Origin of the sequence: Streptomyces sp. NPDC001902 (assembly GCF_042891295.1) — a bacterium.
Lineage (GTDB): Bacteria > Actinomycetota > Actinomycetes > Streptomycetales > Streptomycetaceae > Actinacidiphila.
In genome coordinates, this window is record NZ_JBIATA010000007.1 from 1 (window position 1) to 22,554 (window position 22,554).

The 22,554-nt window shown below is 72.6% G+C and carries 21 protein-coding genes; 8 read left to right on the forward strand and 13 right to left on the reverse strand.

The genetic code is table 11. The annotated features are described in order from the left end of the window. The coding region (locus ACFYYN_RS13960) for a helix-turn-helix domain-containing protein (protein WP_500545956.1) at positions 1 to 549 on the forward strand (549 nt) is incomplete at its 5' end. Here the strand turns inward: ACFYYN_RS13960 and ACFYYN_RS13965 are convergent. From ACFYYN_RS13965 to ACFYYN_RS13975, 3 genes are all read right to left on the reverse strand, one after another. Then, a complete protein-coding gene (locus tag ACFYYN_RS13965) occupies positions 550 to 1,623 on the reverse strand; it encodes a PP2C family protein-serine/threonine phosphatase (RefSeq protein WP_500545957.1) in 1,074 nt (357 codons plus the stop codon). 490 nt (positions 1,624 to 2,113) lie between these two features. Then, positions 2,114 to 4,900: an ATP-binding protein gene (locus ACFYYN_RS13970; protein ID WP_500545958.1), complete on the reverse strand. Its 2,787-nt coding sequence runs from the start codon at positions 4,898 to 4,900 to the stop codon at positions 2,114 to 2,116. A gap of 168 nt (positions 4,901 to 5,068) precedes the next feature. Next, positions 5,069 to 5,647: a hypothetical protein gene (locus tag ACFYYN_RS13975; RefSeq protein WP_500545959.1), complete on the reverse strand. Its 579-nt coding sequence runs from the start codon at positions 5,645 to 5,647 to the stop codon at positions 5,069 to 5,071. A gap of 325 nt (positions 5,648 to 5,972) precedes the next feature. On the opposite strand from ACFYYN_RS13975, the gene ACFYYN_RS13980 reads away from it, so the two are divergent. Next, positions 5,973 to 6,953, forward strand: a complete 981-nt coding sequence (locus ACFYYN_RS13980) for a glycine-rich domain-containing protein (protein ID WP_500545960.1) — start codon at positions 5,973 to 5,975, stop codon at positions 6,951 to 6,953. Between the two features lie 99 nt (positions 6,954 to 7,052). On the opposite strand, the gene ACFYYN_RS13985 is transcribed toward ACFYYN_RS13980, so the two are convergent. Both ACFYYN_RS13985 and ACFYYN_RS13990 read right to left on the reverse strand, forming a co-directional pair. Then, positions 7,053 to 7,499 (reverse strand): MarR family winged helix-turn-helix transcriptional regulator, encoded by a 447-nt coding sequence (locus ACFYYN_RS13985; RefSeq protein ID WP_500546177.1) that lies wholly within the window; start codon positions 7,497 to 7,499, stop codon positions 7,053 to 7,055. A 2-nt stretch (positions 7,500 to 7,501) separates the two neighbouring features. After that, positions 7,502 to 7,984, reverse strand: coding sequence for a MarR family winged helix-turn-helix transcriptional regulator (locus ACFYYN_RS13990; protein WP_500545961.1), 483 nt, complete (start codon positions 7,982 to 7,984; stop codon positions 7,502 to 7,504). Between the two features lie 218 nt (positions 7,985 to 8,202). On the opposite strand from ACFYYN_RS13990, the gene ACFYYN_RS13995 reads away from it, so the two are divergent. The 3 genes from ACFYYN_RS13995 to ACFYYN_RS14005 are packed head-to-tail and all read left to right on the forward strand — an operon-like array spanning position 8,203 to position 13,283. Then, positions 8,203 to 9,147, forward strand: a complete 945-nt coding sequence (locus tag ACFYYN_RS13995; protein ID WP_500545962.1) for an ABC transporter ATP-binding protein — start codon at positions 8,203 to 8,205, stop codon at positions 9,145 to 9,147. After that, entirely contained in the window at positions 9,144 to 10,502 is a 1,359-nt protein-coding gene (locus tag ACFYYN_RS14000; protein WP_500545963.1) for an ABC-2 transporter permease family protein, read from the forward strand. Before ACFYYN_RS13995 ends, ACFYYN_RS14000 begins: the two co-directional genes overlap by 4 nt. A gap of 6 nt (positions 10,503 to 10,508) precedes the next feature. Next, positions 10,509 to 13,283: a bifunctional YncE family protein/alkaline phosphatase family protein gene (locus tag ACFYYN_RS14005; RefSeq protein WP_500545964.1), complete on the forward strand. Its 2,775-nt coding sequence runs from the start codon at positions 10,509 to 10,511 to the stop codon at positions 13,281 to 13,283. A gap of 76 nt (positions 13,284 to 13,359) precedes the next feature. On the opposite strand, the gene ACFYYN_RS14010 is transcribed toward ACFYYN_RS14005, so the two are convergent. Then, on the reverse strand, positions 13,360 to 14,061 hold the full coding sequence (locus tag ACFYYN_RS14010; protein WP_500545965.1) for an alpha/beta fold hydrolase: 702 nt from the start codon (positions 14,059 to 14,061) through the stop codon (positions 13,360 to 13,362). Positions 14,062 to 14,205: 144 nt separating this feature from the next. On the opposite strand from ACFYYN_RS14010, the gene ACFYYN_RS14015 reads away from it, so the two are divergent. Further along, positions 14,206 to 14,718, forward strand: a complete 513-nt coding sequence (locus tag ACFYYN_RS14015) for a cupin domain-containing protein (RefSeq protein WP_500545966.1) — start codon at positions 14,206 to 14,208, stop codon at positions 14,716 to 14,718. 13 nt (positions 14,719 to 14,731) lie between these two features. Here the strand turns inward: ACFYYN_RS14015 and ACFYYN_RS14020 are convergent, their stop codons facing one another. From ACFYYN_RS14020 to ACFYYN_RS14045, 6 genes are all read right to left on the reverse strand, one after another. Beyond that, positions 14,732 to 15,700 carry an MIP/aquaporin family protein gene (locus tag ACFYYN_RS14020; RefSeq protein WP_500545967.1) on the reverse strand — a complete coding sequence of 323 codons (969 nt, stop codon included), beginning with the start codon at positions 15,698 to 15,700 and terminating at the stop codon, positions 14,732 to 14,734. 68 nt (positions 15,701 to 15,768) lie between these two features. Then, complete coding sequence (locus ACFYYN_RS14025; RefSeq protein ID WP_500545968.1) at positions 15,769 to 16,605, reverse strand: enoyl-CoA hydratase/isomerase family protein; 837 nt, start codon at positions 16,603 to 16,605, stop codon at positions 15,769 to 15,771. 132 nt (positions 16,606 to 16,737) lie between these two features. Continuing rightward, a complete protein-coding gene (locus ACFYYN_RS14030) occupies positions 16,738 to 17,211 on the reverse strand; it encodes a DUF3558 family protein (RefSeq protein ID WP_500545969.1) in 474 nt (157 codons plus the stop codon). Between the two features lie 202 nt (positions 17,212 to 17,413). After that, positions 17,414 to 18,514 carry a PLP-dependent cysteine synthase family protein gene (locus tag ACFYYN_RS14035; RefSeq protein WP_500327105.1) on the reverse strand — a complete coding sequence of 367 codons (1,101 nt, stop codon included), beginning with the start codon at positions 18,512 to 18,514 and terminating at the stop codon, positions 17,414 to 17,416. 106 nt (positions 18,515 to 18,620) lie between these two features. Then, complete coding sequence (locus ACFYYN_RS14040) at positions 18,621 to 18,926, reverse strand: hypothetical protein (RefSeq protein ID WP_500545970.1); 306 nt, start codon at positions 18,924 to 18,926, stop codon at positions 18,621 to 18,623. 107 nt (positions 18,927 to 19,033) lie between these two features. After that, entirely contained in the window at positions 19,034 to 19,393 is a 360-nt protein-coding gene (locus ACFYYN_RS14045) for an ArsR/SmtB family transcription factor (protein WP_500327102.1), read from the reverse strand. A 61-nt stretch (positions 19,394 to 19,454) separates the two neighbouring features. Here ACFYYN_RS14045 and ACFYYN_RS14050 point away from each other — a divergent pair, with 61 nt between their 5' ends. Continuing rightward, positions 19,455 to 20,555, forward strand: a complete 1,101-nt coding sequence (locus ACFYYN_RS14050) for a cation diffusion facilitator family transporter (protein WP_500545971.1) — start codon at positions 19,455 to 19,457, stop codon at positions 20,553 to 20,555. Positions 20,556 to 20,832: 277 nt separating this feature from the next. Next, on the forward strand, positions 20,833 to 21,567 hold the full coding sequence (locus tag ACFYYN_RS14055) for a hypothetical protein (RefSeq protein ID WP_500545972.1): 735 nt from the start codon (positions 20,833 to 20,835) through the stop codon (positions 21,565 to 21,567). Between the two features lie 19 nt (positions 21,568 to 21,586). On the opposite strand, the gene ACFYYN_RS14060 is transcribed toward ACFYYN_RS14055, so the two are convergent. Then, positions 21,587 to 22,528: an SDR family oxidoreductase gene (locus ACFYYN_RS14060; RefSeq protein ID WP_500545973.1), complete on the reverse strand. Its 942-nt coding sequence runs from the start codon at positions 22,526 to 22,528 to the stop codon at positions 21,587 to 21,589. Positions 22,529 to 22,554: the final 26 nt, after the last annotated feature.

The window sequence follows — 22,554 nt, forward strand, 5'->3', positions numbered from 1 at the left end:
CACGGGATCGGCGGGATCCTCGCCTCATACGTCGACGGGCTCGTGACCACGACGGAACACTGCATCTGCGCGCAGGACGCGAAACGCTTCCTGCGGCAGGGCATCGTCGACGTGCTCACCGCCCTGGTCGCCCTGGAAGGCACCTCAGGGGAGCAGGCCGCGGTGGAGCGGGCCCTGCTGCAGCGCGTCCGCGCCTACATCCGCGCCCATCTGGACGATCCCGCCCTCTCCCCCGCGACGGTCGCGGCCGAGCACCACATCTCCGTCCGCTACCTGTACCAGCTCTTCCAGGACGAGCCCATGACCGTCGTCCGGTGGATCCAGCGCCTGAGGCTGGAGGCCTGCCGCAGGGACCTCGTACGGCCGGAGCTCGCGGGACAGACGGTGGCGGCGATCGCACACCGGTGGGGCTTCGCCAGCCACGCGCACTTCAGCCGCACCTTCCGGGCGGTCTACGGTCTCTCCCCGGCGGAGTGGCGGCAGGCCGGCGCCCTGCAGGTCGCACCCCTCCAGGCAGCCGGCCCGCTCCCCCAGCCGACTGACAGGTGATCAGTCCTGCCGCAGCTGCCCCGCGTCCTCGCCGAGGGCCTCACCGGCGGGCCGGGGCAGCGCGGCGGCGGCCGGTTCCTCCATCCGGGTCAGCGCGACCATCGCGAGATCGTCCTCCGGGAGCGCACCGGCGTGGTCGACGAGGTCCCGGAGGATCTCCCCGAGCGCTTCCGGCAGGCATTCGTGGTGGTCCGGGCCCTGCTGGACCCAGCGCCACGCCGTCGCCCGGTCCATCAGCGGGTAGCAGTGCCCCGCGGCGTCGCGGGCCTCGACGAGCCCGTCGGTGTAGAGCAACAGCGTGTCCCCGGGGGCCAGTTCGAAGCGTTCCTCGATGGCCCCGCATCCCCGCAGAGAACGCAGTCCCAGCGGGGGTGACGGGCAGCCCGCCACAAGGGCGACGTTCCCCCCGCGGGCGCGCACGGGCGGCGGATGGCCGTGGTTGACCATGCGGGCGAGCTGTTCGCCGTCCCGTACCTCCAACAGCAGTGCGGTCACGAAGCGTTCGTCCGTGTCGCGGACGGCGCCTTCGGCTTCGGCCAGATGGCGCAGGAAGCTCTCCTCCAGCCGCGCCGACAGCTCCGCCAGGGTCGCCGCACGCGGGGCCCATTCGCGGAAGGCCCCGAGCACGGCCGCGACGTCCTCGAACGTGAGCAGGCCCTTGCCGCACACGTCACCGATGATCAGACGGGTCGTCCCGCCTTTGCGCGCGACGGCGTAGAGGTCCCCGCCGACCTGTCCCCGCCCGCCGCAGGCCCGGTAGACGGAGGCGAGCCCCAGCGCCCCGACCCGCTCGGGGAGCGGCCGCAGCAAGGTCCGCCGCACGGTGTCCGAAACGGCGCGCGCCCGCGCCGCCCCGTGACGGTACCGGTCCTTCATGCGGGCCATCACCACCGCCACGACGCCTGCGGTGACCAGCGGCGCGAGTCCGCACGCGAGACTCGGATGGGCGTACAGCGGCAGGATCACGCACACCGCGCACACCGCGAGCATCCACGCCACGCCGCCCACGACGGCCAAATGCCGGGGCGGCCGCCCGCCGTCGGGCTCCTCCTCGAACTGTTCGATGTCCGGCATCGGCATCACTCCCTTGGGGTTCGTGCGCGGGGCCGGAGACCGACGGATCCGCGAACGGTGCCGGACCCGCGCATTGGTGTCCCACTTGTGATGGGACACCTCGACCGTAGGAGGACTCCCCGCCGGGCTCCTTGCCCCGTTGTGCACGGCCCCTTGCCCACCCGTGCAGTCCCCCGCCCACCTGGGCGCCCGGGCGCCGCGCCGGCCCCCGCACGTCCGCGGCTAGGCCGTGTCGTCAAATGAGCTCCCCCAGCTACCGCTGGGAGGTGCCCCCACCGCCCGGAGGGCGGGCCCAGCGGCTCCCCCAGCTCCGCTGGGAGGTGCCCCCAGGTGCGGTGCATCGCAAGGCGGAGAGTCGTCCTCGTAGTGGGCTACTCGGACGATTCGACAACTCCCCCGGGCCGAAGGCTGGGGGAGTGCCGTGCCTGGGGGCACCTCCCAGCGCCAGCTGGGGGAGCGGCGCGGGGCAGGCGGGAATTTGACGACAGGCCTAGCGCTTGGCGAGGCCCGTCAGGGCGTCGCGGAGCGCCGCGCGGGAGGTGATGCCGAGTTTGGGGAAGACCCGGCCCAGATGGCCACCGACGGTGCGGGGGGAGAGGTAGAGCCGCTCGGCGATCTGCTTGTTGGTCAGGCCGGAGGCCGCGAGATGGGCGATCTCGACCTCCTGCGGGGTGAGGCCGACCGACTCCGGCCCGTCGGCCCGCTTGACCATCCATCCGGTCGCCTGCAGCGCGCGCCTCGCCCGGTCCGCCCACGGCCGTGCGCCGAGTTGCTCGAAGGTCGCCAGGGCCGCGCTCAGTGACGCCCTGGCGTCGGTGGTCGACCGCGCCTTGCGCAGGCGTTCGCCGTAGGCCAGGGTCACGCGTGCCAGGTCGAAGGGCCACTGCTGGAGGCCGGGGTGCGACAGGGCCCGCTCGAAGTGCCCGATCGCCTCCTCGTCCGCCTCGGCGGCCGTCGCGGCCGAAGCGTCGACGAGCATGGCCCTGCGCGGGGAGAGCGCCGCGATCCCGGCCTGCCGGACGGCGGTCACGTGGGCGGCCGCCTCCGCCTGCCGCTGGGTGCGCACGGCCGCCTCCACCACGTCCCCGGCCACCAGCAGCGCCACCGGGGTGTACGGGGCCAGTTCACCAGGTGGGCTGATGGCCGCCGCGTGCCGGTAGGCGCGTTCGAAGTCGCCCTCCGCCTGCGCGACGAGCACCCGGATGTGGTCCGCCAGGGTCACCAGATGGTGCGCGCCACGGGACGTCCCCCACAGGGCCATCGCGTCGGCTGCCTCCACCGCGATGCCCGCTTCGCCGCGCGCCGCCGCGACGACCGCCTTGTAGTAGCGGAAGTACCAGGAGACGGCCTCGAAGGCGTGCTCCTTGCACAGGCGCAGTCCCTCGTCGGCAAGCTCCGTCGTGTCGTCCCACCGGCCCGCGAGGAACGCGTCCGTGCACAGGAGCGGCAGGGTGACGATCTGCCGGCGACCCTGGGGCAGGACGCGCGATACGGCGTCACGCACCCCGGAGAGCCGGTCGGCGGCGATGCTCGCGGCGCCGATCCGGGTGATCCTCGACGGGGCCGTCTCCTGGGAAAGGCCCGCGATGAGTTCCTCCAGGTCCCCCAGTGCCGCCAGGGCGGTGCGTGCGGGATCGCCCTGGGTGGCGACGTTCACCCCCAGCAGGGGCGGCGCGTCGGGCCCTAGCCGGTCCAGGATCCGGTGGAGGGGCGCCCACAGCTCTTCACGGCCACCCAGGCAGCACAGCATCAACAACAGGTAGAGGGCCTCCTCGAGGGCCGGGTCGCAGACGCGGTAGGGATGGTCGCCGTTCTCGATCGCGCCGAGGAGTACCTGGTGGGCCGTGTCGATGTCCCCCTCGCCGTCGAGCAGCCGGTGGACCGTGACCGCCGCCGAGTAGAGGGAGGCGCGGGCGTCGGAACCAAAGCGCCGGGCGTCGTCAAGAAGGCGGGACGCCATCGTCAGCTCACCGGAGGCGTCCGCGCGTATGTACGCGGCGGTGGCCAGCCGGCGGCCACGGTCGGCCGCGCCGGGGCTCAGGTGCGCGGCCTTGGTGAGGGCCCGGATCGCGGCCATGGCGTCGCCGCGCCGCAGGACCCGGTGGGCGGTGCCCTCCAGCAACGCGGCGACGTGTTCGTCCTGTTCCACGCACGCCTCCCCCAGGTGCCACGCGCGCTGGTCGGGGCGATCGTGCAGCACCTCGGCGAGTTCGCGGTGCACGGCACGGCGCTCCGCGGAGGTGGACGCGTCGACCACCGCGGCACGGAACAGCGGGTGCCGGAAGCTCACGCGGTGGTCGAACTCCTCGATCCGCACGAGGCCGTCACGCTCGGCGGCCTCCAGGTCCACCAGGTCGGCCCCGACGCCGAGCCGGTGCGCGGCGGTCTGCACGACGGCCAGGTCCCCCGTCCCCTCCAGCGCGGACACCAGCAGCAGACGGCGTGTCGCCGCGGGCAGCTCCGCCACGCACGAGCCGAAGACCTCGCGCAGGCGCCGCGTGAGCGGCAGCGCGGCCGGCGGCCGCTCCAGTCCGGCGCGCTGCGGCCCGGTCAGGGCCGCCGGCAACTCGACCAGGGCCAGCGGATTTCCCTGCGCCACCGCGACGACGCACTCCACGACCGACCCGGCGAGGTCCGGATGGGACGAGCCGGCCAGGAGCCGCGACGCGCTCTCGTCCAGCGGCAGGACCTCGTGTCCGGTGCGTACGCCGTCCTCGACGGGACTGCGACGACCCTTGCGGACGGCCGCCAGGAACCTGACGCGGCTTCCCGGGAGCCGGCGTGCGGCGAATCCCAGCACGGCCGCGCTCGCCGGGTCCACCGCATCGAGGTCGTCGACGACCAGCAGCACCGGCGTCGCGGTGGCCGCGTTGCGGAGCAGTACCAGGGCCGCGTTGGAGACCAGGAACCGCTCGGGCGGGGGTCCCTCCCCGAAGCCCAGGGCCACCCGCAGTGCCTCGCGGTGCGCCCCGTCCAGGGCTTGCGGATCCTCCTCCCACAGCGGGAAGAGCAGCTGGTTGAGCGCCGCGTACTCCACGTCGCTCTCGGACCGCGTGCCCGCCGCCCGCAGCACCCTGGCACCGGCTGCCAGTGCCCTCTGGGCGAGATGGCCGAGCAGCGCCGTCTTGCCCACCCCGGGCTCACCGGACAGCAGCACCGCGCCACCGGAATCGACGGAGCCGAGCAGACCCTCGATCCGGTCCACGTCCCCCGCGCGACCGACCAGCCCCTGGCGCGTTCCACCGCCGACGTCGGCGATGTACACGGAGGTTTGCATCGGAGTTTCCGGCTCTCTGGTTCCGGGGCTGGGCTCAAGCATTCTCACACGGCACGGGTGGCGTACTCGTGCGGGCCGCCGTGATATCCGACTCATGACCGCACGAGAATTCACCTGCGGTATTTCCGATGGACGGTTCCCGGACCACTTCCGTCAAGGGAGTGCAGGTCAACGACCCGGGAGCCACCGACTCAGGGCGTTGATGAGCCTTTCCAGCGCGGGCGGCCCAGCCGAGCGGTCCGTCATGACGGTGCGACCGCCGAATTCGAGGGTGTACTGGAACATGTCGTTTGCCGCCATGTTCATTGTGAAGTCCGGGACGTCTTCCAGCGCCGGGTCACCGAGCAGAAGCCGCAATTGCTCGAACCGTGCAGCACCGACCCGGCGCTGCACGGGCTCGCCCTTGCCCATCGTGAGGACGGTGCCGTCACCCCGGAGCGTCACCTGTTGGTGGACGCCTGCGAAGCCGCCGCTGACGGTCATCACCACCAGCTTCTGACGGGGTCCGCGGACGGGCACCGGTGACGGCGTGCGGCTCGGCGAGGGCGAGGCGGAGGCTGTGGCGGAGGGACGCGCGGACGGGAACGGGGAGCCGGACGACGAAGACGTGGCGGAAGCCGTCGCGGTGACCACGGCGACATCCGCCGGCTCTCCCGCCGTCTCGCCGATGGTGAGGGTGCAGCCCGTGGAGCCCAGCACCCCGGCGACGAGAACCGCCCCGGCCAGCACCGCCCTGCCCAGTGTCATCACGGCTCTCTCCCCGCCAGTCGATCGCCCCAACTCCCGCCTGGATACCACGGAATCGCGCCTTCCGACCCCGCTCCCCCACCCCCGGGCCCCCCGGCGCGCCCGAGGCCCGTCACCCGGTCGGCCACTGAGGGTGCGTCAGGTGGGACCCGGGGTGATTCTTGCCGCGGGAGAGCGGTGCAGTCCGCCCTCGAGGCCCCATGCTGGAGGTGATGCTGTGATCCGCCGAGTCGGCTTGGCGGCGCCGGCCGGACACCGTCCGAGGTGCGTGCGCGTGTGGACGGTAGCCGCGGCCGTGGCTCTGACGTCCGGTGCCGTGACGGGAATGGCGCATGCGGGCGGTGGAGAGCGCGCCGCGACTCCCGTGCTCACGTCTCCGGTCGCCGCCCCGCAGAGCTCCGCTTTCCCGTGCTTCTTCGTCCCGGCCGTGCCCGGCTACTGCCCGCCGCGATTGGGCCGCCCCGGACCGCCCGGCCCGCCGGGACCCCCGGGTCCGGCCGGGCCTGCGGGCCCGACGGGTCCGAGCGGCCCGAGCGGCCCGACTGGAGCTGCCGGGCCGTCAGGCGCGCCGGGCCCCGCAGGGCCCGCGGGACCGTCAGGCGACCCCGGCTCCGTGGGGCCCACCGGGCCGCAGGGGCCACAAGGACCGCAGGGAGACCCGGGATCCCTGGGTCCCGTCGGGCCGCAGGGCCCCGCGGGCCCGCCCGGGCCCAGCGCCGTTCACGGTCTGCGGCAATTCAGCGCCAGCGGAACCTTCGTTCCGCCCGACGGGGTCACCACCGCCTTCCTCCAGCTGTGGGGCGCCGGTGGTGGCGGTGCCGGAGTGAAGCCGAACGGCAGCAACGGCACCGGTGGGGGCGGCGGCGGCTTCGTCTGGTGCACCGTCCAGGTACAGCCGGGGCAACCCCACACGGTCACCATCGGCGAGGGCGGGGCCGGAGGCCCCGCCAATACCGCAGGCACCCAAGGCGGACTCTCGCTCCTGTCCGCCCCTCCCGACAACCTCGCGGTCGCGCTCGCCACGGGCGGCTCCGGTGGACCCGCTTCCTCCAACGGAAGTGGCGCGCCGGGCATCGGTCTCTGCGGTCCACCCATCAACCCGGACGCCGTCTCCCGCTCAGGCGGACCGGGCCTGAACACCGGCCAGGGCGGCCCCGCGACGAACGGCATCGTCACGCCGCCCGTGGGAATGTCGCTCATCGGCCAGCCAACGATCGGGGGATCGGGTTCGGGAGGCGACGGCGGCACCACGACAAGTCCTGCGGGCAGGCCCGGTGGGGCCGGATACATGGTCATCTGGTGGTGAGCGTGCCCCACCCGTGGCGGGCCCGGCGCGCCGCATGACGCGCCGGGCCCCGGCTCAGGAGGCCGCAGCCCCCGGAACGGAGAGGAGCGGGAGAGGACCTCAGGCGCCGGCCAACTCGGCGTTCGCACGCTCCGTGATCAGTGTCAGCACCCGACCCGCGACAGCGAGGTCCTCGGCGGGGATACCGGCGTACAGCCGGGCGGAGATCCCGGCGGTCTCCGTGGTGGTGCTCTCGTACAACTCCCGTCCGGCGTCCGTGAGCCGCATCCGGGACGCGTCTGCCGGGTCTTCCTCCAACAGCATTGCGGCGGTCAGCTCCTCGATCACGCCGCACACGACCGGCACGTCGGTCTTGAGCGAACCGACGACGTCGCCGACGAGCTCGTCCCGGCCGATGGCCCCGCCCGCGGCAACGACGACCCGGAGCGTCACACTCTGGTGGAACGTGGCACCGTGGCGGGTCAGCACGCCCTCCAGGAGGGCGCGCGCGGCGTAGTGCGCAAGGGCGATGACCCGGCCGTTGGCGGTGGGTGCGGGTGCGGTGATGGTCATGACTGCTCCTCGTCGTTCTCGGTGTACGGATCAAGAGGTGCGTCGATCAGGGTCGCCAGCTCGCGGGTGAACTGCCGCGTGCGCGGGCTGTCCTGCCCCCCGAGCGGCTCCAGCAACTGGTCCAGCAGGCCCTGGACCACGCCGATCGCGCGCCGCGTGACGTCGCGCCCCTGCTCGGTCAGCGACAGTTGCATGGCGCGCGGATCGCTCGGGTCCCGGGTGCGGTCGACGAGCCCGGCGGTCTCCAGGGCGCGGGCGAGCTTGGAGACGTACAGCGGTTCGAGGCCGGTGTGGTCGGCGAGCCGGCGCTGGCTGGGCCGCAGCCCGGAACGCGACATGCCGTACAGGGAGGCCATCACCGCGTACTGGGCGTGGGTCAGGCCCACTGGTGCGACCGCCCGGTCGACGGCCACCCGCCATTTCATCGACAGGCGCCAGACCAGGTATCCCGGCGTGGCGCTCTCAGTTGCTGGACTCACGCCAAATACCGTACATGGCTACTAAATTTCCGGCTTCCGAACCGGCCCAGCCCGCGCCCTACGCCCGGTTCTGCCCGAGTCCGGCTCGGTGACGCCCACTTCGTGCACCCGGACTTGCCGATGTCTTGACGATACGTTCCATGGCCATTCAACCGAGCGTCCCCCGCGGGGGTGTGCGCCCTCCCTAAGGTCCTTGAGCGTTGCGGAAGAAGGGACTCATGGACACACTCCTCGCAGTCCGTGCTCGCGGAATCGCCAAGTACTTCGGGGACGTCGTCGCACTCGACGGCGTCGACCTCGACGTGACGCAGGGACAGATCCACGGCCTGGTCGGACCGAACGGCGCAGGCAAGACCACGTTGCTCGGCCTCCTGCTGGGCCTGGCGGTCGCCGACAGCGGCAGCCTCGGGATCCTGGGCACTCCGGTCGGGCGGGCGCTCGCCGCCCCCGACGGCGTCGCCGGCTTCGTGGACGGGCCCGGCCTCTATCCGTCGCTCACCGCCCGGCAGAACCTCGCCGCGCTGGCCGCCCTCCGCGGACAGGACGCGCGCACGGCCGGGATCGACGACGCACTGGCCCAGGTGGGACTCACGGACGTCGCGGACGACCGGGCCCGCGGGTTCTCGCTCGGCATGCGCCAGCGGCTCGGGCTCGCCGCCGCCCTGCTCACCAAACCCCGGCTGCTCGTGCTCGACGAACCGTCCAACGGCCTGGATCCGGCGGGCAAGAAGCACGTGCACGGGGTCCTGACCCGGCTCGCCGACGAGGGGACCGCCGTCGTGCTGTCGAGCCACCGCATGGACGACCTGGAGGCACTGTGCTCCGAGGTCACCATCCTGGCCAGCGGACGGGTCGTCTTCTCGGGCCCGCTGGGCAAGCTGGCCGCCGAGAACCGTGAACTCGACTACCGGCTGCTCACCTCCGACCCGGAGGCCGCCCGCGAACTGGCCCTCGGCACGACCGGAATCCGCGTCGTCGACGACGCCGGCGTACGGAACGACGCCGACCTCCTGGTCGTGCGCGCCCTGGTGCCGGCCCTCGACGAACTCGTGGTGGGGATCGTCCGGGCGGGCATCGCACTGCGTGAGCTCGCACCCGTCGTCTCGCCGCTCGAGGCGGCGTTCCTCGCCCTCACCCAGCAGCAGCAGGAGGCCGGCCGATGACCGCGACCGTCGTCGCCGACAACGTTGTCCCCGTCCGTCGCGTCCCGGTTTCGCGCGGCTACCGCTTCGAGCTGGTCAAGCTGGTGTCGCAATGGCGGATCCGCCTGCTGGTCCTGGCCTGCTGGATCGCGCCGGCGCTCTTCGTCGCCGCGGTGAGCCGGCAGAGCACGCTCCCCGTCGACACCCTCTTCGGCCGCTGGATGCACGCAACGGGGTGGGCCGGACCGCTGGTGATGCTCGGTTTCGCGGGCACCTGGGCACTCCCGTTGCTGACCTCGGTCGTCGCCGGCGACGTCTTCGCCTCCGAGGACCGGCTCGGCACCTGGCGGCACCTGCTGGTGGCGGTCCGCTCACCCCGGCGGATCTTCGTGGCGAAGGCGCTGGCCAGCCTCACCGTCCTGCTGCTGCTCGTGGCCGGGATGGCCTGCTCCAGCGCGGTCGGCGGGGTCGTGGCAGTCGGCAACCAGCCGCTGGTCGGCCTCGACGGCCACCTGCTGACGCCGTCCGACGCCGCCGGGCAGGTCCTGCTCGCCTGGCTCTGCGCACTCGCCCCGACGCTCGCCCTGGCCGGGATCGGCCTGCTCGGTTCCATCGCGCTCGGGCGGTCCCCGATGGGCCTGCTGCTGCCCGCGCTCGTCGCGCTCGCGATGCAGCTCGCGCAGATGATGCCGCTCCCCGTCGTCGTACGCCTGGCCCTGCCCGGCTACGCCTTCATCTCCTGGAACGGGCTGTTCGCCGGCCCCCAGCAGCTGGCACCGCTCCTCATCGGCATCGCGGTCAGCCTGCTGTGGGCCGTGACCACGACGGCCCTGGCCTACCTCCTCTTCCTGCGGCGCGACTTCACCAACCTGACCGACGACGGCTCCGCGCGCCGCGCGCTCCTCGCCGGCGCCCTGCCGCTGGCCGGGCTGCTCGCCGCGACGGTCGCCGTCCTCACCGCGACGACGACGGCCACGGGTTCCGGGGTCGAGCAGGACAAGGTGCAGCGCTCGGTCGCCACGGCCTTCGCTCACCTGTACCGCATGCAGACCGACCAGCTCCACCGTCCCGCCGTCACCGAAGCGCAGCTCAAGGCCACGGCGGCGTGCACCAAGGGCGGCGTCACGGCCGATGCCGAAGGGCCCGGCAACGACTGGCGCTGCGTCGTCTCCTGGCACCTTCCCGGCGTCACCGCCACGGGCCAGGCCATCTACCAGCTCGACGTCACTCCGGACGGGCGGTACGTCGCCGACGGCGACGGACCGAAGGAAGTCAACGGCTACTTCCTGGTGCGGACCCCGGTGGGGGACGCGCCGAACCCGCTCTGGCAGTTCGACGGCAACGTCGAACTGCTTGCCACCTCCCCGAAGGGATAACTCACCATGCAGGTCACACGTCGCCGCCGCGTGGGCGCCGAGAGGGACACCCATGCCCTCCCCGGCCGACGGTTCGGCAGCCGCAGAAGCCTCACGCTGGCCGCCGCGACCGCTGTCGTCCTCGCCACCGGTACCGGGATCGGGTTCGCCCAGACCACCCAGTTCGGCCACGACCAGGTCGGCCAGGTCACCGGCCGGGGGCAGGTCGTCTCGAGCGACCAGTACATCGCCCCGTACGGTGAGCGCCTCGTCATCGACAACGGCAAGATCATGTCGTCCTCGGTCAGCCCGGACGGCACCCACCTCGCGGCCTCCGTCACCGACGGGGGCGTGGCGCTCGCCGTCGTGGACCTGAAGAACTGGAAGGTCCAGCAGCTCGTCGGCAACTCCGCGTCCGCGGACCTGCGCATCGGCAGCAACAGCGTGGGCCAGGAAGGCCCCACGTACTCCCCCGACGGTTCGCAGCTGTGGCTGGGACAGACCGACGGCTACACCCGCTTCACCGTGAACCCCGACGGCAGCCTCGCCGACCCGACGTCCGTCTCCATCCCGGCGGACGGCTCCAAGCACGCCCTGGTGGGCGAGCCGGTGTTCTCGTCCGACGGCTCCACCGTGTACGCCGCGGTCAACGGCCAGAACCGCGTGGTCGCCATCGACACGGCGACGGCGACCGTCAAGCAGAGCTGGGCCGTGGGCAACGCCCCGCGCGACATGGCCGTGGTCGGCTCCAAGCTGTACGTCAGCAACGAGGGCGGGCGCCCGGCGAAGCCCGGCGAGACCACCATCAACTCGTACGGCACGCAGGTACCGGCCGACCCCAAGACCGGTGCCACCACCACCGGCACGGTCAGCGTCATCGACCTGGCCGACCCGGCGGCCGCCGTCGCGAGCATCGACGTGGGTCTGCACCCGACCGCGCTGTACGCCAAGAAGGGGGCGCTGTTCGTCACGGACACCGCCACCAACGACGTGTCGGTCATCGACACCCGCAAGAACAAGGTCGTGCAGACCATCGCCACCCAGCCGTGGCCGGAGGCGTCGGTGGGCTACGAGCCCAACGCCGTCACGCTCACCGACGACGGCCACCTGCTGGTGACGCTGGGCCGCGCCAACGCGGTCGCCGTCTACCGGTACAACTCCCCGCAGGAACCGGTCGGCTACGTCGGCCTCCTCCCGACGGACTACTTCCCCGCGGAGATCGCCACCGTCGGCGACCAGGTGGTGGTCTCCAACACCCGCGGCATCGACGCCCGCCGGCCCACCGGCAGTGCCGGGCACGGCACCCACGACACCACCTCGAGCGTCCAGCGGTTCACGCTGCCGAGCGAGAAGGTCATCAAGTCCCTGACGGCCAAGGTCTTCCAGCAGAACGGCTGGACCAACGGCTCGGTCAAGCTCGCGAAGGACAGGGGCAAGGACAAGGGCCACGCGAAGCCGGTGGCCGTCCCGCAGCGGCTCGGCGACCCGTCGACGATCAAGCACGTCTTCATGATCGTCAAGGAGAACCGGACGTACGACCAGGTCTTCGGGGACGTCCCGCAGGGCAACGGCGACCCGTCGCTGGCCGAGTTCGGCGAGAACGTGACGCCGAACCAGCACGCGCTGGCCCGGCAGTTCGGGCTGTACGACAATACGTACGACATCGGCACGAACTCCGCCGAGGGCCACAACTGGCTGATGCAGGCGGACAACCCGGAGTACACCGAGTCCTCCGCCGGTGAGTACGCGCGCAGTTACGACACCGAGGACGACGCCCTCGGCCACCAGCGCACCGGCTTCATCTGGACCGGCGCCCAGGCGCAGGGCAAGAGCGTGCGCGACTTCGGCGAGTTCCACCAGTTCCTGACCAAGCCGTCGGGCGCGACCTGGCAGAACCTGTACTGCGACACCAAGAACATGCAGGCCACCGGGCAGGACACCGCCTACAACCTGGTGTCGTCCTCGCCGATCCCGTCCTTGAACAGCGTCTCGGTGCCCGGCTTCCCGAAGTTCGACACCAGCGTCCCGGACGTCTACCGGGCGGAGATCTGGAAGCAGGACTTCAAGAAGAACGGTCCGGCGAACCTGAACATGTTCTGGCTCTCCAGCGACCACACCGGCGGGCCCGCGGGCCCCGCCGCCCAGGTCGCCGACAACGACCTCGCGGTCGGCCGGATCGTCGACGAGATCTCGCACAGCACGTACTGGAAGGACTCCGCGATCTTCGTGGTCGAGGACGACTCCCAGGCCGGCCTCGACCACGTCGACGGCCACCGCGCCCCGATCCAGATCATCAGCCCCTGGGCCCGGCACGACACCGTCGACAGCCGCTACTACTCGCAGATCACGATGATCCGCACCATCGAGCAGATCCTCGGGATCCACCCGATGAACCAGAAGGACAGCGCGGCCACCCCGATGTTCGGGGCGTTCACCAAGAAGGCCGACTACACGCCCTTCACCGCGCTGCCCAACCGCACCCCGCTCACCGACGGCCTCAAGACCCCGCCCGCCTGCGGCCTGGACACCCCGGCACCGCAGGACCCGAGCGCCGCGGCCGTCCCGACGACGAAGGTGCCCGCGGGCAAGGAGGCCCTCGCCGCGAAGTGGGAGGACTGGCAGTCCAAGCAGCGGCTGACCGGCCCCAACGCCAGGCCGGACTTCGCCAACCCCGCGCAGATGAACCACCTCACGTGGTACGAGACGCACCAGTGGGCGACGCCGTACCCCGGCGAGGACAAGATCTTCGCGCCGGACGACGTCCCTGGCGCCTACATACCGTCGGCGGAGAACGACGGCTGACACCGCTGATCACGGATAGGGGCCTCTGGCCGGCGGTGCCGCCGGCCAGAGGCCCTGAGCGTCGAACTGCCGAGCTTCAGGCGTTCGCTCCGAGGGCGATCCTCGCGAGGAGGGACGCGCAGGCCTGGGGCACGGACAGGAACGGCGAGTGGTCACTGGGCAGCTGGTGCACCACGTCGGCGCGCGCGGCCATGCCCTCCTGACGGGCCGGCGACAGCGCCCGGTCCCGCTCGCACACGACGTACGTGGACGCGAGCGCGTGCCGCCCGGCGCGGGTCAGCGGTTCGGCGAACGACTTCACGCTCTGGGGCACCAGCCCTGCGGCCGCCGCCTCCGCCTCCCGCCGCGGCACGTCGCCGTAGAACGTGCGGACCGGGTCGTCCGGGGGCGGGCGGAAGCCCCGCGGCTCGGCCGCGACGGGAGCCCCGTGGTGGCCCAGGACGCTCTCGCCGACCTCCAGCCGGTACGCGGCGAGGTAGACGACATGGACGACCCGGGGCGCCTCCGCGACGGCCTGCGTGACGGGCGCACCACCGTAGGAGTGCGCCACCACGACCACCGGCCCCTCGACGCCCGCCAACTCCCGGAGCACCTCGCGCGCGTCGTCGTGGATTCCGGCGTCCTCCTGCCCGGCGCTGGGCAGGTCGACGACGCACGTCGCCCAGCCGCCGGGCCCGAGCACGGACCGCACGGCGTCCCAGCACCACGACCCGTGCCACGCCCCGTGGACGAGGAGCAGGGTCGGCGCGTTCGAACGGCTGTCCGCGACGGCACACATCACCTTCGATGCTCGGCCAGTTCCCTCAGGGACACCAACCCCACCGGTGCGCACCACCGCCGGGACCCGTACGAGATAATTGACTCGTCAAGGATTTGATACGCTCCGGAGGAAGACGGGCGGTCGCCTGACAACAGAGGCACGATGAGTTTCCTGCTGGACGAGTACGACCCCGACGACCCGACCTGGAACAGGCGCGGCGCGCTCTACGTGCCGTCCGGCCAGGGGCCGACCGTGTGGGCCGCGGACGACGTCTACACGGTCAAGGCCACGGGCGCACAGACGAACGGGAACATCGGCTTCATCGAGGCCACCGTTCCGGCCGGTGGCGGACCGGTACCCCATGCGCACACGCAAGAGGACGAGACGTTCTACGTCCTCGACGGCGAGCTGGAGTTCGTGGACGGCGACCACGAGTTCACCGCCGTGGCGGGGGACTTCATCCACGTGCCCAAGGGCATCCGGCACGGCTTCAAGAACAAGCGCATCCACGCGGCGCGCCTGCTCTTCATCTACACGCCGCCCGGCCTCGAACAGCTGATGCTGGACCACAGCACACCCGCCCGCCCCGGCCAGGCACCGCCGCCGGCCGACGACGACATGGGCGCCCGCGCCGAGCAGGTCATCCGGCGCTCCAAGACGATCATGCTGCCGTGAGCCCCGCGGGCCCTCAGCCGCGTCGGGTGAGGGCCCCCGCCTCGGCGGCGGTGGTCACCGGGCGCGTGCAGCCGATCTCCGGCGGCTTGGCCATTCGCGAGCGGATGTGCAGGACGTCACCGATGAAGAGGTCGTAGACCAGGACCCCGATGACGCCGCCGATGAGCGGCCCCACGATGGGGACCCAGAAGTAGCCGCTGAAGGCGCCGGGTGACGTGCCCGGCAGGGCCAGTTGCCCCCAGCCCATGGCCCAGGCGAACAGGCGCGGGCCGAAGTCGCGGGCCGGGTTGATGGCGTAGCCGGCGTTCGCGCCGTACGACAGGCCGATGGCGGCGACCGCCAGGCCGATCACGACCGGCCCCAGGTAGACCCGCACGGCGGGGTTGCGCAGGTCGATGACGGCCATGATGAAGATGAGCATGAACGCCGCACCGACGATCTGGTCCACCAGCGGGCCCCACAGGCTCCCGTGGAAGTACTGCGCGGGGACCGTGCCGAAGATCGAGAAGCTGGCGAGGGTGTGGCCGTCCGTCTTCGGCCCCTTCATGGCCTGGTCCAGGGCGCTGATCGCGTCGTGGTAGACCGCGTACACCAGCACGGCCCCGGCGAACGCGCCGACCAGCTGGGCCACCACGTACGGGACGACCTTGACCCACGGGAACCGGCGGCGCACCGCGAAGGCGAGCGTGACCGCCGGGTTCAGGTGCGCGCCGCTGACGCCACCGGCGACGTAGATGCCGAAGGTCACGGCAAGCCCCCAGCCCAGCACGGGCATGACCCAGTCGCCCGCGCCGACGAAGCTCGTGGTGGCTCCCGCGGTGCGGCCCGAGCCGGGCAGCGCCGCGACCGCCATCGCTGCCACGCCGCAGCCGAAGGAGACCAGGACGAACATCCCCAGGAACTCCGCGAGGCACTCCCCGAGCAGTCCCCCTCGGCGCCGGAAGCGCGAGGCGCCGACCAGAGGTGCAATCTCAACGGCCATCAGGGCTCCCTAGGGACTGGGCATGCGGAGGCGGCCGCCGCCGATGCCCTGCCGGGCTGGGCGGAGGTCTAGGCGTCGGCGCGGTACTGGAACCGCGTCACCCAGTGCGGGAGGTCGCGCTCGAGTTCGCCGCGCTGCTGGAGCCCCGCCTCGAACAGGTGCCGCGCGACGTGCTGCTGCGCCGGGCGGTTCACCGCGGCCCAGAAGGCGTCCATCTGGTCCTTGAACTCTCCGTCCGGCCGCAGGGTCGCGACGTTGACGAAGTGTTTGATGTCCTTGATCGTCTGCAGGTCGAAGGAGGCGATGCGGGAGGCCAGTCCGTCGACGAAGCCGTCGAGGTCGTCGTCGGGGAAGGCCCGGTTGAGGTATCCGTACTGTTCGGCCAGGGCTCCGTCCAGGTCGAGGCCGCCGAAGAGGATCTCGAAGGTCCGGCCCCGTCCGACCAGGGCGGGCAGCCGAGTGGCGGGGCCTCCGCCGGGGATGGCGCTCATGCCGATCTCGAACTGGCCGATGACGGCCTTCTCGCGGCTGCCGAAGCGCATGTCGGTGGCGAGCAGGAACTCGCTGCCGGCACCGCGTGCGATGCCCCTGATGGAGGAGATCGTCGCCAGGGGGAGCTTGCTCAGGCGGGTGAGCAGAGCGGTGTAGGGGTGGACCTCCTCCGGGTGGGCCAGGACGTGGTCCAGCTCGTCCTTGGCGGAGAGGTCGTAGTGGGCGATGAAGAACTCGGGGTCGGCGCTGTCGAAGACGATGACCGCGACACCGCTGTGCTCGGCGCGCGTGAAGACGGCGTCCAGCTCGCTCGTCATCGTCGCGTCCACCAGGTTGACGGGAGGGTTGTCGAATGTCACGCGCCAGTAGGAGGCCGAGTGCTCGGTCAGCGTGAACCGCGTCGGTGCGTCCATGGGTCCGACGCTAGTGTCCGACGCACGTGCGGCAACCCGGCCGCGTCCGGCCGGGGGCCGCGGGTCCCGGGGCAGCCCCCAGGACCCGCCGGGGGGTGGTGCCGACGCGTCAGGTGCCTGCCCGCCGCCCCGTCACACTCTCGTGCGGACGAGGTCGATGAGCTTGGCCTCGGACTTCTTGTCGGCGTCCCGCTTGAGGGTGACGACCTGGATGGTGCACAGGCGGTCGCCGACGGTGAACGCGGTCATCATCGAGTTGTCGACGTCCTCCGAGCCGGCCGTCTTCGGGGAGCCGATGCTCAGTGTGACGGAGTGGTAGGTGTCGGGGTTCTCCCAGGTGCAGACGCTCTCCCCCACACCGGCGTCGGGGTGCCCGCCGTCGTTCTCGCCGATGAGCGGGGTGACCTCCTCGGGCTTGAGCAGGGTGCAGGCGTCGACCTTCTTGCCGTCCTCCGGCGAACCGCCCGAGGCCGCTCCCTTCCCCTTGGCAGCGGAAGCAGGGCCGGACTGCGCGGGGGCCGCCTTCGCGCCGGTGTCCGACGAGCCGCAGGCGGTCGCTGTCGCGGCGAGGAGCACCAGGCCGACGATTGCCAGAGGTGAACGCATCACAGTTGGGTCCTCCGATGGTGGCGCGGCGGGCCGGAGGGGCACTCCGACCTCGTGTCCCGGCCCCGGAAGACGTCACCTCACGCCCGGCCAGTTGCGGACTCCTGTCACAGGGCGGCAACCGAATGTCATCGCCGTGCGACAGCCGTGTTCGCCGTGCCGGCGGCACGGCGAACACGGCCGCCCTTGCGGCGGCACCGCCTCACACGGACTCGGGCGCCTCCACGGGGTGCGCCGGGGGGGCGATGAGCGACGCCACGGGGTTCGTCACCGTGCGGCAGCGGGTCCAGCCCGCCGCCTCACCGTCGGTGGGCGAGGCGACCTCCGTGGGCTCCGTGGCGGGGGCGGTACCGAGCAGCCCGCGGTCCCGGCAGTAGTCGTCGTCGTAGATCGTGGAGAGGTAGCGGTGCGGCCCGTCGGGGAAGACGGCCACGATGCGTGCCTCGGCGGAGTAGGTGCGGGCCGCCCATCCGGCGACGAGGGCGACGGCACCGACGCTCCAGCCGCCCGACGCGTAGTGCGAGCGGGCCAGGGCACGGCAGGTGTGCACGGCCTCGGCCGCGGCGACCCAGTGCACCTCGGTGAACTGCTCGTACGCCACGTTGCGCGAGTGGATGCTGCTGCCCAGGCCCCGTACGAGACGGGGCCTGACGGGCCGGCCGAAGGTGATCGAACCGACGGTGTCCACCCCGATCACGTGCAGGTCCGGGTTGACGGCGCGCAGCGTGCGGCTGATGCCCGCCGAGTGGCCGCCGGTGCCGACGCTGGTGACCAGGACGTCGACCCGGCCCAGTTGCTCGATCAGTTCCGCCGCCAGGGGCGTGTAGGCGTCGGCGTTGTCGGGGTTGTCGTACGGGTCGGCGCACCAGGCCCCCGGTTCGGCCGCCAGGAGTTCGGTCACGCGCCGGCGGCAGGCCTCCTGCCAGCCCTCGTAGGGGTGGGCGTCGCGGACGATGTCGAGACGGGCACCGCGTGAGCGCAGCAGGCGCTTCATGTCCGGCTCCAGGTCCGGATCGGTCACGAGCGTGACCGGGTGGCCGAAGACCCGTCCGGCGAGCACCAGTCCCAGGCCGAAGGCGCCGCTGGTGGACGCCACGACGGTCGCGCCGGGAAGGAGGTCGCCGCGCTCGCGTGCGCAGCCGACCATGTGGAGGGCGGAGCGGTCCTCGATGGCGCCTGGGTTGGCGCCTTCCAGCTTGGCCCAGAAGCCGCGTCCGGGAGAGGTGAGGGGGTGGGAGATCCACAGCAGGGGCGTGTCGCCGACCGCGGAGGCGAGGTCGTGGCCGGTGGTGGGCTCGTTCATGGTGTCCGCTTTCTGGAATCGGGAAGAGTGCCGTGCACGGCTCACCCACCGCCGGTGCGCGCACGGGCAGGGGTGAGGGACCGTCAGCCGGTCCGGGGGGCGTCTTCTAGATGCGCCAGAGGCAGAGGACGGACGGCGCCGCAGTCGCTATGCGGGCGTCGGGGGCCGGGTCGCTCCCCGGTGTGTTGTGCGAGGCGGGCACCTGTCCGGGCGCCGCTTCGGCGGCGCCGGTCTGCGCGGGGCCGGTCCCGTGCTCGCGTGGTCCGGTGCGGGACCCCGGGAGCTCGGCGGAGCCCGGGGAGCAGTCCTCACCGGGGTGGTGGGGAGTGTCGGGGTGCGGCCGCTCCTGCGCGTTCTTCAGATGAACGTGCGGGTGCGGGCAGCTGCGGGCGTGCGCGGGCGAGCCGGCCACGGTGAAGCAGAATGCGGCCAGCAGCGCAACGAGGAACGTCGGGCACGTTCCGCGGTGGCGGCCTCGCACAGGCCGCACATTACGCCATGGAACATCCCGGAACGCGCTCAGGCGTGCGGCGGTTTGCCGCTCAGATGGTGATCCGCGAGGTTGAGCACCTCGTCGACGAGCCTGCGCAGATGGCCGTCGGAGAGTGCGTAGATCACCCGGCGGCCCTCCTTGCGGGAGGAGACCAGGCCCGCGATCCGGAGTTTGGCCAGGTGCTGGCTGACGGCGGGACGGGCGGCGCCGACCCGCTCGGTCAGCGTGGAGACGTCCGCCTCGCCCCCGGTCAGCGTGTGCAGCAGGGCGAGGCGGGTGCGGTCCGCGAGGAGGCTCAGGAGCTCGGCCCCGCGGACGTAGTGCTCGGTGCCCGGTTCCCGCGGGTGCGCACCATGCGCAGGTGACAGGTGCATGCGTGCGTTCATATGCACATAATGGGGGGAAGGCTCAGCCCGTGTCCACCCACGACTCCCCGGAGGCGGTCCCATGAACGGCCGGCACACGCACCCCCAGCACGACCACGGCCACGGGCAGGAACACGGGCACGCGCACGGCCACGGCCACGGCCACGACCGCTCCGCAGGCCACGGCCCCCGGAGCCGGGCACGCCTGCGCCACCGGCTGGGACACCTCCTGCGCCCGCACTCGCACGAGTCCGCCGACAAGGTGGACAGGGCCCTGGAGTCCTCCGCCGAAGGCATGCGGGCCCTGTGGATCTCGCTCGCGGTCCTCGGCGTCACCGCGATCGCCCAGGCCGTGGTCGTCGTCCTGTCCGGTTCGGTAGCCCTCCTGGGCGACACCGTCCACAACGCGGCCGACGCCCTCACCGCCCTCCCGCTCGGCATCGCGTTCGTCCTCGGGCGGCGGGCCGCCACGCGGCGCTTCACCTACGGCTACGGCCGGGCCGAGGACCTCGCCGGGATCGTCATCGTCCTCACCATCACCGCGTCCGCGGGCTTCGCCGCCTGGACCGCCGTCGACCGCCTCCTGCACCCGCGGGACGTCGCCTACCTGCCCGCCGTGGCCGTCGCGGCGGTGCTCGGCTTCATCGGCAACGAATGGGTGGCCCGCTACCGCATCCGCGTCGGACGCAAGATCGGCTCCGCCGCGCTCGTCGCCGACGGCCTCCACGCCCGCACCGACGGCTTCACCTCGCTGGCCGTGCTGCTCGGCGCCGCGGGCGCCGCGCTGGGCTGGCGCCTGGCGGACCCCATCGTGGGCCTGGCCATCACGGCGGCCATCCTGCTGGTGCTCCGCGACGCCGCGCGCGAGGTCTTCCGCCGCGTCATGGACGCCGTCGACCCGGCGCTCGTGGACGACGCCGAGCGCGCCCTGCACGAGGTGCCGGGGGTCCGGGAGGTGGGCGAGCTGCGCCTGCGCTGGATCGGGCACCGGCTGCGCGCCGAGGTCGCCGTGGTCGTCGACGGGAACCTCACCGTGCGTCAGGCCCACCACACGGCTGTCGCGGCCGAGCACGCGCTGCTGCACGCGGTCCCCCGCCTGACCGCCGCCCTGGTCCACGCGGACCCCGCACCCGTCCCCGGTGCGGCCGACCCGCACGCCGAACTGGCCCATCACGCCGCCTGAGAGGCACGACCCGGCCCGCGGGCGCGCCCGGAGGACCCGATCGCGCTCCCTCCCTGACGGCACCCGCGGGCCGACCCGATGCGACGTCAGTCCGCAGGACCCGAGGTGCCGGACACGTCCGGAAATGCCGCCGTCGCGCGCGCATTCGCCGTGACATTGCTGGGCATATCTTCCGATATGCATCAGATTCGACACCTTCGACTGGTTCCTCCACCCCGTGCGCATGAGTGCGGCGGCGGCTGTCACTGGGTGAGGTGGGCGCGTGGGCATAGTGGGGATGACCTTGACCGTCGTGATCCTCGTGCTCGCTGGAGCGGGGCGGCGGCTCCGCCGATACCCCGGCGGCTGGAGATTCGCGCTCTCCGGCCGTCATGAAGCCGACAGGGACGCCCTGGACCGCGCCCGGCGGGCCGTCCGCAAGCTGCGGCGCCGGGCGCGGCGCGAACTGGCAAGGGCGCGGGCGCAGGTGGCACGGGCCGATCGTGCCCACCGGCGTCGCGTCGGCGACGCCGAACGGCACCTCGCGCGGCTGCGCCGGCCCGGCAAGGGCGCCTTCGTCGCCGCACTCGGGAAAGTGTCCCTGCACGCGCACGTGATGGTCATATCCGGGCGGGAGACGAAGGTGCTGCAGCTGGACGGCCTGCAGGTGCGGTTCGAGCACAGCCCGACGGGCCATCACCTCTACCTCAGGCGGCCGGACGGGGTGCACCTGGAGTCCTACCCGCCCGGGGAGCACGGCGAGGACGGCGTGCGCCGCTTCAGCGTCCGCGTCGAGAACGCCGTCGCCAAGGAGAACAGGTTCCGCACGGAGCTCGCCACGGCCGTCAAGAAGGCGGAGGACGCCCTCAAGGCGGCGCACGCCGATACCGGCCCCGCTCAGGACGCCCGCAGGTGGCTGGGCATGCTGACCGCCCGCCAGAGCCGCGACCCGGCACTCGCCGGAGCACTCGCGGGCCTGGAAGCCGCCCGGGACCGGTGGCAGGGGCTCACGGGGCGACGCCCTCCCCCATAGGCGGGTGGAACGGACGCCCTCACAGCGGCGGGCGCTCCGGCCGCCGCGGCTCGGCCGGCGACGTGAAGGCGTCCCAGTCGGCGCGGCCACCGGCCCCCATGACGGCGGTGGCGGACCCCAGTTCCGCACCTGAACGGGCCCGCAGCTCGCGCCGGGCCATCCACGAGACCACCGGGGGGAACAGCGGCCGCAGCGGCTGGCAGAAGCGCAGCCACGGTGGCGCGTACACATGGTGTGCGCGGCGTGCGATGCCCGTGGCGAGCCAGTCGGCGACCTGGACGGGCGAGTGGACGCGGCGTGCGAACGACGGCTGGTTCTTCCGCAGGGCGCGCAGTACGGGGTGGTCGTCCAGATCGACGATCATGTCGGTGCCGGTCCAGTGGAGGTAGGCGATGCCGACGGTGACGCCGTCGGGCTCGACCTCGCCGCGCAGGGCCTGGGCGAAGGACTCGGCGCCGGCCTTGGAGGCGCAGTAGGCGCTCATCAGCGGGGCGGCGGAGAAGGCGGCGGTCGAGGCGATCTGCAGGAAGTAGCCGCGGGTCCGCGTGAGCTGGGGCAGGAATGCCCTGGCCGTGTTCGCGGCCCCCACCAGGTTGACGTCGATGACGCGCTGCCAGAGTTCGGGTTCGGTGTGGGCGAAGGGCCCGCCGGCGGCGATGCCCGCGTTGGCCACCACCACGCTGGCGGGGCCGAGTTCCTCGTTCACCCGCCGGGCCGCGTCTTCGAGTGCCGGGCGGTCGGTGACGTCCGCCTCGACGAAGATGTTCGGACGGGGCAGGGCGGCCGCCGCCTGACGCAGGGTCGCCTCCTCACGGCCCAGCAGCGCGACCCGCATGCCGGCTGACGACAGGTGCAGGGCGAGCGCCTCCCCGACTCCCCGGGCCGCGCCGGTGACGACGGCCACGCGCCCCTCCAGCGGGGCCGTCGCCCTGCGGTTGCGTACGCTGGTACCGGTCGTCATCAGGGGCACACCGTTCGATCCTGGTC